This window comes from Arenimonas sp. SCN 70-307 (genome assembly GCF_001724815.1).
Lineage (GTDB): Bacteria > Pseudomonadota > Gammaproteobacteria > Xanthomonadales > Xanthomonadaceae > Arenimonas.
Genome location: NZ_MEDO01000022.1, coordinates 38,371 through 48,981 on the forward strand (window position 1 = coordinate 38,371; position 10,611 = coordinate 48,981).

Annotated in this window: 10 protein-coding genes; 3 read left to right on the plus strand and 7 right to left on the minus strand. The window is 71.2% G+C overall.

Going from position 1 to position 10,611, the window contains the following annotated elements:
• The first annotated feature begins 53 nt into the window (after positions 1-53).
• The gene (gene fabA, locus ABS41_RS11740) at positions 54-569 is read left to right on the plus strand and encodes a 3-hydroxyacyl-[acyl-carrier-protein] dehydratase FabA (protein WP_290594617.1); all 516 of its coding nucleotides are present in this window, start codon (positions 54-56) and stop codon (positions 567-569) included.
• A 2-nt stretch (positions 570-571) separates the two neighbouring features.
• Positions 572-1,780 carry a beta-ketoacyl-ACP synthase I gene (gene fabB, locus ABS41_RS11745; protein ID WP_290594618.1) on the plus strand — a complete coding sequence of 403 codons (1,209 nt, stop codon included), beginning with the start codon at positions 572-574 and terminating at the stop codon, positions 1,778-1,780.
• A 58-nt stretch (positions 1,781-1,838) separates the two neighbouring features.
• Here the strand turns inward: fabB and ABS41_RS11750 are convergent, their stop codons facing one another.
• Positions 1,839-2,723: a U32 family peptidase gene (locus ABS41_RS11750; protein WP_290594620.1), complete on the minus strand. Its 885-nt coding sequence runs from the start codon at positions 2,721-2,723 to the stop codon at positions 1,839-1,841.
• A gap of 4 nt (positions 2,724-2,727) precedes the next feature.
• The gene (locus tag ABS41_RS11755) at positions 2,728-3,726 is read right to left on the minus strand and encodes a peptidase U32 family protein (protein WP_290594621.1); all 999 of its coding nucleotides are present in this window, start codon (positions 3,724-3,726) and stop codon (positions 2,728-2,730) included.
• A gap of 135 nt (positions 3,727-3,861) precedes the next feature.
• Between ABS41_RS11755 and ABS41_RS11760 the strand changes: the two genes are divergently transcribed.
• Positions 3,862-4,392, plus strand: coding sequence for a DnrO protein (locus ABS41_RS11760; RefSeq protein WP_290594622.1), 531 nt, complete (start codon positions 3,862-3,864; stop codon positions 4,390-4,392).
• On the opposite strand, the gene ABS41_RS11765 is transcribed toward ABS41_RS11760, so the two are convergent.
• The 5 genes from ABS41_RS11765 to ABS41_RS11785 are packed head-to-tail and all read right to left on the minus strand — an operon-like array spanning position 4,341 to position 10,419.
• The gene (locus ABS41_RS11765; RefSeq protein ID WP_290594623.1) at positions 4,341-5,828 is read right to left on the minus strand and encodes a UbiD family decarboxylase; all 1,488 of its coding nucleotides are present in this window, start codon (positions 5,826-5,828) and stop codon (positions 4,341-4,343) included. The two genes, ABS41_RS11760 and ABS41_RS11765, sit on opposite strands and share 52 nt — an antisense overlap.
• Positions 5,825-6,883, minus strand: coding sequence for a PLP-dependent cysteine synthase family protein (locus tag ABS41_RS11770; RefSeq protein WP_290594624.1), 1,059 nt, complete (start codon positions 6,881-6,883; stop codon positions 5,825-5,827). The genes ABS41_RS11765 and ABS41_RS11770 overlap by 4 nt, the downstream gene beginning before the upstream one ends.
• Positions 6,880-8,805 (minus strand): pyridoxal-dependent decarboxylase, encoded by a 1,926-nt coding sequence (locus tag ABS41_RS11775; protein ID WP_290594626.1) that lies wholly within the window; start codon positions 8,803-8,805, stop codon positions 6,880-6,882. Before ABS41_RS11775 ends, ABS41_RS11770 begins: the two co-directional genes overlap by 4 nt.
• Positions 8,802-9,203, minus strand: coding sequence for a SirB2 family protein (locus ABS41_RS11780; RefSeq protein WP_290594627.1), 402 nt, complete (start codon positions 9,201-9,203; stop codon positions 8,802-8,804). Before ABS41_RS11780 ends, ABS41_RS11775 begins: the two co-directional genes overlap by 4 nt.
• Positions 9,204-9,213: 10 nt before the next feature.
• Entirely contained in the window at positions 9,214-10,419 is a 1,206-nt protein-coding gene (locus ABS41_RS11785) for an NnrS family protein (RefSeq protein ID WP_290594628.1), read from the minus strand.
• Between the last annotated feature and the right edge of the window lie 192 nt (positions 10,420-10,611).

A 10,611-nucleotide genomic window follows, 5' to 3' on the forward strand; every position in this document is an offset into this window, starting at 1 on the left:
CCATGACGCACATTGCGCGGCGAGACTTCGCTTTTCCCAAGAGTTCCGCATCAATGAACATCTCCCAGTCCTTCGACCGCGCGCAGCTGCTCGAGTGCGCCAGCGGCGCCATGTTCGGCCCCGGCGGCGCGCGCCTGCCCTCCGACCCGATGCTGATGTTCGACCGCATCACGCAGATCAGCGAGAACGGCGGCAAGCACGGCAAGGGTTTCATCCGCGCCGAGCTCGACATCCGTCCGGACCTCTGGTTCTTCGGCTGCCATTTCACCGACGATCCGGTCATGCCGGGTTGCCTCGGGCTGGATGCGATGTGGCAGCTGGCCGGCTTCTTCCTGCCGTGGCTGGGCGAGCCGGGCCGCGGCCGCGCGCTCGGCGTGGGCCAGGTGAAGTTCACCGGCCAGGTGCTGCCCAGCGCCACCCTGGTCACCTATGAAATCGACATCCGCCGCGTGGTGCGCGGTCGGCTGAAGATGGTGATCGCCGACGGTCGCACGCTCGTGGACGGCCGCGAGATCTACACCGCCGAAGAGCTGCGCGTCGGCCTGTTCTCCTCCACCGAAGGCATGTAAGCATGCGGCGCGTCGTCATCACGGGCATGGGCATCGTCTCGTGCCTGGGCAACCAGCTGGACACCGTTTCCACCGCGCTGCGCGAAGGCCGCAGCGGCATCCGCTTCGACGCCGCGGCGGCCGAAGCCGGCCTGCGCAGCCAGGTCTCCGGCGCGCCGGAGATCGACCTGGCTGCACGCATCGACCGCAAGGCCCTGCGTTTCATGGGCGACGGCGCGGCCTTCGCGCACGTGGCCATGCAGGACGCCATCGTCGACGCGGGGCTCGGTGACGCGCAGATGCGCTCCGAGCGCACCGGCCTGTTCGCCGGCTCCGGCGGCGGCTCGACCCAGTGGCAGGTGGAAGCCGCCGACCTGCTGCGCCAGCGCGGCGTGCGCAAGGTGGGGCCGTACATGGTGCCGCGCACCATGGGTTCGACGGTCTCGGCCAACCTCGCCACGGCCTTCGGCATCCGCGGCGCCAGCTATTCCATCGCCGCCGCCTGCGCCACCTCGGCGCACTGCATCGGCGCGGCCGCCGACCTGATCCGGGCCGGCCGCCAGGACGTGATGTTCGCCGGCGGCGGCGAGGAGCTGCACTGGTCGCTGAGCCTGCAGTTCGACGCGATGGGCGCACTGTCCACCAAACACAACGAGACGCCTGCCACTGCGTCGCGGCCCTACGACGCCGACCGCGACGGCTTCGTCATCGCCGGCGGCGGCGGCATGCTGGTGCTCGAGGACTACGAGCACGCCAGGGCGCGCGGCGCCCGCATCCACGCCGAGCTGCTGGGCTACGGCATCAGTTCCGATGGCGCCGACATGGTCGCGCCCTCGGGCGAGGGCGCGGTGCGCTGCATGAAGATGGCGATGGCCGGCCTCGACCGTCCCATCGACTACCTCAACACCCACGGCACCTCGACGCCGCTGGGCGATATCGTCGAGCTGCGGGCGGTACGCGAGGCCTTCGGCGACACGATGCCGCCGATTTCCTCGACCAAGGCGCTCTCGGGCCACTCGCTCGGCGCCGCCAGCGTGCACGAGGCGATCTACTGCCTGCTGATGATGCGCGATCGCTTCATGGCCGGCTCGGCCCACGTCGCCAGCCTCGATCCGCAGGCCGAGGGCTTCCCGATCCTCCGCGAAAGCCGCGACGCCACGCTGCGCACGGTGATGTCCAACAGCTTCGGCTTCGGCGGCACCAACGCCTGCCTCGTCTTTGGCGCGGCGTGAGGAAAGGCGGGGGTCGGAGGTAATTTCCTGAAGGAAATTACCTCCGACCCCATTCATCCTACAGGGGGGATTCGGGCAGCCCGGGCTTGCCGGGCAGTTCGTGCCAGTAGCCGTTGACCGCGCCGAGGCGGGGCGGCGGGAGTGCGGAGCGGCGGGCGAGGTCGAAATGTTCGACGACCTCCCGCATGCCTTCGTGCTGCGGGTAGAGGCGCAGCAGGCCCACGCCGAGCTGGCGCAGGCTCGTGATCTCGGGGCCGAGGTCGGTGATTTCCTCGCCCTGTACCTGGATTCCGTTGATGCGCAGGAAGGGCGTGCCCTCGCGGGTGGCCAGCGGCAGGCCGTCCGGGTGCTCGATGCAGCGGAAGCCGCAGGCGTCCTTGGGCACGTCGAAGGCGCGGGCGGTGAAACAGCGCGCCGAGTACGACAGCGGCAGCCGGCCCCAGGCGATCACCTCGACCTCGGGTGGCGACAGACCCTGCGCGACGTGCGCCGCCAGCAGTTCCCCGATTTGCCGCAGTCCCTGCTCGACGCCCGGAACCCAGCGCCGAAGGCCGTCTTCCATCAGCATCGCCAGCGCACGGTGGTTGTACAGGTTCAGGCTGGGCCCGGCCACGAAGGCGGCGCCGGCCTCGCGGCACAGCTGCACCGCGGTGAGGTCGTTGGCCTCGATCCGGAAACCGCCGTGCGCGAGCGTGCGCTGCACCGCGTTGAGCTCGGACTCCGCTTCCACCAGCGCCAGGCTCGACAGCACCACCTCCTTGCCGGCCGCGGCCAGTTCCTCGGCCAGCGCGATCCAGTCGCGGGTGCCGAGTTCGCGGCGCTTGCTGCACACCGTTTCGCCCAGGTAGACCACGTCCACCGGCCAGCCGGCGGCCTCGCGGTAGAAGGCGAGCGTGCGCTCGCGCGGCCAGAAATACTGCAGGGGTCCGAGGCTGAGTTTCATGCGGTCAGTGCCAGGCGCGGTGGTAGGGGCCGAGCGTGGTCTGGTGGCCCTCGGCGTGGGCCGACAGCGCCTGCTGCCATTCGGCGCGGGCCTGCCAGGTGGCCGGGTCGGCATGGTGGCGGTCGATGGCCTCGCGCCAGGTGCGGGTGACCGCCGTGACGTAGGCGACGCCGCGCTGGCGGCCCTCGATCTTCAGCGCCGCCACCCCGGCCTTCGCCAGCTGCGGCAGCAGTTCGAGTGTGTTGAGGCTGGTGGGTTCCTCGAGGGCGTGGAAGGTTTCGCCACCGACGGCGAAGCGGCCCTTGCACACGGTCGGGTAGGCGGCCGGCTCGCCCGGCGCGTAACGGTCCATCAGCAGGCCGTTCAGGCGCACGCCGCGCTGGCCATCGGCGTGTTCCTCCCAGCGCACGAAACGCGCCGGCGAACACACGCCGTGGCGGTTGGGCGAGGCGCCGGTGACATAGCTCGACAGCTGGCAGCGGCCTTCGACCATGATGCAAAGGCTGCCGAAGGCGAAGACCTCCAGCGGCACCGGCGAGCGCTCGCACAGCCGTTCGACCTGCTGCAGCGACAGCACCCGCGGCAGCACCGCGCGGCTGATGCCGAAACGTTCGTGCATGTAGCGCAGCGCCGGCGCGCTGGTGGCCGAGCCCTGCACCGAAAGGTGGCGGGCCAGGTTCGGGTGCTCGCGCAGGGCGTGCTCGAGCACCGACATCTCGGCGGCGATGATGGCGTCGCAGCCCAGTTCGGCGGCGTGGTCCACCGCGGCCTGCCAGGCGCGCAGGCGCGAGGTTTCCGGGTAGGTGTTGAGCGCCAGGTAGACCTTGCGGCCGCGCTTGTGGGCGTAGGCGATGCCGGCGCGCAGCTCGGCCTCGTCGAAATTCAGGCCGGGGAAGGCGCGGGCATTGGTCTGGTCGCGGAATCCGGCGTAGACGGCGTCGGCGCCGGCGTCGATCGCCGCGCGCAGGGCCGGCAGGTTGCCGGCGGGGCAGACCAGTTGCATCACGCTCTCCTTGCGGGAAGTGCGTCACATGCTCGGCGCAAGGCCGTGGTCCGTCATTGACCTGGGTCAGTTCGCCGGCCGGTCGGGGCGGCGAGGATGGGGCATCGGCCGCTGGCCGCCCTCCCCGGAACCGCCATGAAGCACACCGACATCGCCATCCTCGCCTTCGCCCTGGCCCTCGTACCCAGCGTTCTGGCCCTGGCCGGCGACCACGGCCACGCCAATGGCCAGGACTCCGCCGCGCAGGACCACGGCGTGGCCCACGATGCGCACGCCAGCGGCGATTCGCATGGCGCCCACGCTGACGCCGCCGGATTCCCGGCCCGGCGCTGGGCGCCCGACGCGCCGCTGAGCCAGGGCATGCAACGCGTGCGCGCGGCGACCACGGCGCTGGCGCATGGCGGCCACGGCCACCTCGACGAGGCGCAGGTGCGCAACATCGCCGACGAACTGCAGTCGGCGGTGGAAGCGATGTTCGCCCAGTGCAGGCTCGAGCCCGAACCCGACGCGGCCCTGCATCCGCTGCTGGCGCGCGTGCTGGGCGCGGCCACCACCCTGCGCGAGCACGGCTTCGATGCCGGTGCCCTGGCGACGCTCGAGCAGGTCCTGGCCGACTATCCGCGGCTGTTCGACGACCCGGCCTGGAGCGACTCCCACAGCGACTGAACCCGGCGTTCGACCGTCGGGTCGGGCACGATCGGCTCGCTCCACGGCCGGCTGGTTTCCGCCGGCCACTTCCGGGTCGCGTCCAGGCCCAGCTTCGAGCCCAGGTTCGGCACCGGGCTGGAGAAATCGAGGTAATCGATCGGCGTGTTTTCCACCAGCAGGCTGTCGCGCGCCGGGTCCACGCGGGTCGACAGCGCCCACAGCACCTGCGACCAGTCGCGCACGTCGATGTCATCGTCGGTGACGATGACGAACTTCGTGTAGGTGAACTGGCGAAGGTAGGACCACACGCCCATCATCATGCGCCGGGCGTGGCCGGGGTACTGCTTGCGGATCGAGACCACGGCGATGCGGTAGGAGCAGGCCTCGGGCGGCAGGAAGAAGTCCACCACCTCGGGGAAGACCTTGCGCAGGATCGGCACGAATACCTCGTTGAGCGCCGAGCTCAGCACCGAGGGTTCGTCGCCGGGCGCACGGCCCATGTAGCTGCCGTGGTAGATCGCGTCGCGGCGCAGGCGCAGGCGCTCGACCGTTAACACCGGGAACTCGCCCTGGGCGTTGTAGTACCCGGTGTGGTCGCCGAACGGGCCCTCGAGCGCGGTGTCGCCGGGGTGGATGAAGCCTTCGAGCAGTATCTCTGCGCCGGCGGGCGCGTCGAGGCCGGTCAGTTCGCTGCGCCACACCCGCGTGCGCGAACCGCGCAGCAGGCCCGCGAACTCGTATTCCGACAGGGTGTCGGGCACCGGCGCCACCGCGGCCAGCATCGTCGCAGGGTCGGCGCCGATCGCCACCAGCACCGGGAAGGGTTTGCCCGGAAACGCGGCGCGGAAGTCGGCGAAATCCAGGGCGCCGCCGCGGTGCGGCAGCCAGCGCATGATCACGCGGTTCGGACCGATCAGCTGCTGGCGGTAGATCGCCACGTTCTGGCGCGGCTGGCGGATGCCGCGGGTGACCACCAGGCCGAAGGTGATGAGCCGGCCGGCGTCGCCGGGCCAGCAGCGCTGGATCGGCAGCGCGCCCAGGTCGATCTCGTCCCCCTCGAGCACGATGTCGTTGAAGCCGGCGTCGCGGGTGGCTTTCGGCGCCACGTGCGCCAGCTGCGCCAGCTCGGGCCAGGTGGAAAGCGCCTGGCGCAAATTCGACGGCCAGCGTGGCTCCTTGATCGCCGCCAGCAGTTCGCCCAGTTCGCGCAGCGAGGCCAGAGGCCGGCCGCCGATGGCGCGCTCGATGCGCTCGCGGTGGCCGAACAGGTTGCCCAGCAGGGCGTGCTTGGAGCCGACCGGGTTGCGCATCAGCAGCGCCGGGCCGCCGCGCTCGAGGGCCAGCCGGCACAGGGCCGTGCTCTCGAGCTCGGGGTCCACCGGCGCGTCCACCGTGCGCAGCTGGCCGCGCGCGGCCAGGGCGTCGAGGAAGCCGCGCAGGTCGTGGTGGCTCATGCGGCGGCCAGCGCCTGCCCAAGCCGCCGCTGGGCGCCGTCGAGGTCGATTTCGCGCTGCGCCAGCCAGTCGCGGTCGAACAGGCTGTCGGCATAACGTTCGCCGCGGTCGCACAGCAGGCTGACGATGGCGCCGGATTCGCCGCGTTCGCGCATGGCCGCGGCCAGGCGCAGGCAGGCGATGAAGTTGGTGCCCGAGCTGCCGCCGTAGCGACGGCCCAGCGCCTGCTCGAGCCACCAGCAGGCGGCGACGGAGTCTGCATCGTCCACTTCCTCCACCGTTTCCACGACGTCGTAGAGGAAGCCGGGCTCCACGCGGGGCCTGCCGATGCCTTCGATGAGCGTCTTTTGCGTGGCGCGGGCCGCTGGATCACGCGTGCGCCAGCCGACGGCGAAGGCGCCGCCGGTCGGTTCGGCCACGCACACCCGGGTGTCGAGCCGGCGATAGCGAAGGTAGCGGCCCAGCGTGGCCGAGGTTCCGCCGGTGCCGGCGCCGCAGACCACCCAGGCCGGCTCGGGATGGTCCTCGCGCGCCATCTGCTCGAGGATGGACTCGGCGATGTTGTTGTTGCCGCGCCAGTCGGTGGCGCGTTCGGCCAGGCCGAACTGGTCGAGGTAGCACAGGTCGTTGGCGGCGGCGTGTTCGCGCGCCACCTGGCTCGCGTCGACGCCTGCCGGCACCAGCACGCTCTCGGCGCCGAGCGAGCGGATCAGGCGCACCTTGGCCGGCGCGGTGCAGTCCGGCATCACCGCCACGAAGCGGATATCGAGCAGGCGCGCGAACCAGGCCTCGGAGATGGCGGTGCTGCCCGACGAGGCGTCGATCGCGCCCTGGCCTTCGCGCAGCCGGCCATTGCACAGCGCGTAGAGGTAGAGCGAACGCGCGAGACGGTGCTTGAGGCTGCCGGTGGGGTGGGCGGCCTCGTCCTTGAGGTAGAAGCGGATGCCGGGGAAGGCCGGAAGGTCGAGCCGCAGCAGGTGGGTGTCGGCCGAACGCGCGGCTTCCTGGGCCACGCTGGCCAGGGCCTGCTTGAGCCAGGCGCGGCCGGCGCTCACGCGGCCGCCTTGCCGACCAGCTGCATGGCCTGGCGCTCGAGGTAGTCGAAGTACAGCTCGAGGTAGCTGATGCCGTTGCCGGTGTCGAGCAGGAAGGGGTTCATCAGCGTGTGGCGCAGGATCACCAGGCGGTCGTCGTCGACGCCGCCGGCGTCGAGGGTGGCCGGGTCCAGGCCCAGCGAGTCGAGCACGCGCGTGGTTTCCTCCGGTCCCAACACCTCCGGCCGCAGCGTGGTCATGGAGCCGAAGAACTCGCGCGACTGCAGCGGCAGGCGCGGGTCGAAGCTCAGGCCGCGGTGCAGTTCGCGCACGAAGCGGTTCATGGCGGCCACGTCGCGGTTGCCGGCCGGGTTGAGCGCCAGGCAGATCAGGTTCGAGTCGGGCTCGAAGGGCACCGTGCACACCAGCCGGCCCTCGAGCCGCGCGGCGAAACGCGTGGCGGCGGTGCGGAAGGCTTCCGTCGCCAGGATCGACTCGCGCGGCAGGGCGCCGAAGTGTTCGTGGTCGAGGGGCAGCACCTGGTGGGTCACGTACACCGCCGCGGCGGCCGCGCCGGGCTTGGAGCCTTCGGGGATGAAGCGGCCGAGCTGGCGGAAGCGCTGGAAATAGTCGCCTTCGTCGCCGGGGCTGAAGACATAGTCGGCGTCCTCGGCCAGCAGCTGCATGGCGCGCTGGTCGCGGCACAGGAAGGCGCCGGCGCCGTAGGGGATGTAGCCGAGCTTGTGCGGGTCGACCGTGATCGAGTCCGCCCGGCCCAGCGCCGCGACCGCGGCATGCACTTCCGGCGCCGGGAAGTCGCGGAACTCCTCGCGCAGGGCGGCCAGCGGCCGCAGACGGCCGTCGGGCTCGCGGAACAGGGTGGTGAGGTAGCCGCCCCAGGCGGCGTCCACGTGCACGCAGAAGCCAAGGCCACGGGCCGCCCAGCGCTCGCGCGCGTCGACCAGCGAATCGAGCGGGTCGATGGTGCCGAATTCGGTGCTGCCCATCACGCCCACCACCATCAGCACCGGCTGGCGTTCACGCTGGCAGCGCGCGAGCAGGTCTTCGAGCGCGTCGGGGTTGGTGCGCATGCCGCGTTCGGGCACCAGCTCGAGCTGGGCGCGGCCCAGCCCGGTCAGCTTCATGCCCTTCGACCACGAGTAGTGCGCGGTGACCGGTGCCAGCACGCGCGGGGTCGAGAGCTCCGGGTGCCGGGCCAGGAAACCGGCCAGGCCCAGGGTTTCGAGCCGCTCGGCGCCCAGCCGCTGGCGCCACAGGCGCCGTTCCTTCGGCGCGCAGGCGGCGAGGAAACCGTTCCAGGCCGCCAGCAGGTCCACCGCCGCCGACGGCGCCAGGTTGAAGGCCGTCCAGTCGCTTTCCGGCAGCGCCACCAGCGGCGGCGCGATCGCCCGCAGCGCCACCGGGAAAGCCTTGGTGGCCAGGGCCAGGCGCAGGGCCTGGAAGTTGGCCAGGGTGCCGCCGGAGGTGAGGTGGCCGAAGGCGCAGTCTTCGCGCGCCGGGTCGTCGACGTAGCCGAACAGGCGCGCCAGCTGCAGGCCGACCTTGAGCTCCAGGTCGATCGTCACCGGAGCGGCGTCGATGCTGACGTTGTTGGGGTTGTAGGGCAGGGTGAGGAACTGCGCGGCCAGGCCCGGCAGCAGCAGGTCGGAGACCATGTGGCCGATGTAGCGCGGGCTGTGGAAGGGCACCGAACGCTTGAGCGCGGCCGAGAGCGCGTGCAGCTCGCGACGCATCCGCGCCTCGAACTCGCGGAAGGCCGGTTCGCCGGCGGCGCCGGTGGGAATGGCCGGCGGGTCCTCGGGATGGAAGTTGCGGCGCCAGTAGACGTGGTCGCGCAGGAACTCGACCACCAGCTTCTCGAGCAGGGCGTCGTTCTCGCCGTAGGGGCCGAGGAAGCAGGGCTGGATCGCCGGGGAAGTCACGCGGCCAGCCCCTGCAGGATGCCCAGCGGGTGGTGCGTGCGGGCCACGAAGTACATGAAGCCGAAGGTGCCCAGCGCCGCCGCGTAGAACAGGGCGCGCGCCCTGCGGGTGCGGGCGCGCTTGAGCGCCAGGCTGCCCAACACCACGTAGACCACCAGCAGCGCGAGCTTGACGCTGAGCCAGGGCACCACGAAGGGGTTGAGCTTGAGCGCGGTGAGCAGCATCAGCGCCGCGGTCAGCAGCACGGTGTCGATGGTGTAGCTGGTGTAGCGCAGCAGGGCGTGGTTGGCCCACTTCACGCCGGCAAGCACCAGGGCGCCGCGCACGGCGAACAGGCCGCCGCTGGCCAGCACCGAGGCAATGTGCACGAGCTTGATCTGGAAGTAGAACTCGATCATCGAGGGGTCCTCAGCCGGGGCGCCCGTCGGCGCGCGGCGTGGCGTAGATCCAGAGCGAACGAATCACCCAGGGCAGGAATACGAGCACCCAGCCGAGGGCGCCGGCCAGGAACCAGGGCGCCGGGTTGGCCGTGAACTCCGAGGCCAAGCGCAGCACCGCCACGGCCTGCATGCCGATGAAGGCGATGGCCGGGATGCGGCCGAGCAGCAGCGGGCGGCCGGAGTGGCCCTGGGTGACGCGGGTGACCATGGCCACCAGCAGGCTGCCGAAAAAGCCCACCGAGACCGCGTGCACCGGCCCGCGGCCGAGCGTGAATTCGCCGGTGCCCAGGAACCACAGGCTCTGGGCGGCGTAGAGGGCCAGCGCGATCGGCAGCCAGGCGTAACCGACGAACAGAACCCGCAGCAGCGCCGGCGCCTTGCCGCGCGGCCACCAGCGCCAGGCCATCAGGCCGTGCAGGGCCAGCAGCGGCAGGTCCACCAGCCACAGCCACTGGTAAAGATGCGCCAGCTCGAGCGCGAGGTGGCCGAGCCACAGCGGCCAGCAGGCGGCCAGCAGCCACATCGGTCGCCAGGGCTTGTAGCCCGGCACGACGTTGCCGGCGAAGAAGGGGAACATGCGGTGCGCCACCGTCGCGTAGATGGGCACCAGCAGGCCGAAGGTGCCGATCTTGAGCATGGCGAAGGCCAGCCGCGGCTCGCCCGGAACGTGCAGGTAGACCGCGAAGGCGAGCAGTCCGGCCAGGCCCATCAGCAGGCCGGCGAAGCAGGACAGGGCGTGCCAGTTGCCGCTGCGGTCGCGCGCCAGCCAGCCGGCCAGCACGGCCATGGCGGCGATCCAGCCGGCGAGCGTGTTCACCACGCCGACGTGCAGCAGCAGGGCCGAGCCGGTGGTGAGGGAGAAGAGCGTGAGCAGCTGTCCGGCCACCAGGCCCAGGCCCACCGGCAGGTAATGCCAGCGGCTCGCTTCCACCTGGCCCATCCAGCGCGGGAAGACGGTGAGCAGGAAGCCGAAGATGAAGGTCGGCAGCACCTGGTACTGCATCACGAAGGCGTGCATCCAGCCGGCGGGCACGGGCGTGGCGGGCGCCCAGCCGGCCAGCCAGCCGCTCCACCAGGCCATGGCGGCGAGCACGTTGGCGGCGCCGATGAAGAACAGCAGCCGGTGCGGCGCGGCGGCGAGCGGCAGGCTGGCGGGGAGGGTGGCGACGGCCATGTCGGTGGCTCCGGATTTCGTGCCACCACTTTCGCGCCCGGCCGCCCGCGGCGCCTTGACGCAAGTCATTCGCAACGCCGTCAGCCCCTCAAAAATGGTTCTTCACCCAAGTCCGGGGAAGGCCGCCCGGATCTTCAGGAAGAAGTAGGCGTCATCGCGGTAGCCGTAGGCCACCCGCTTTATGACCTTGAT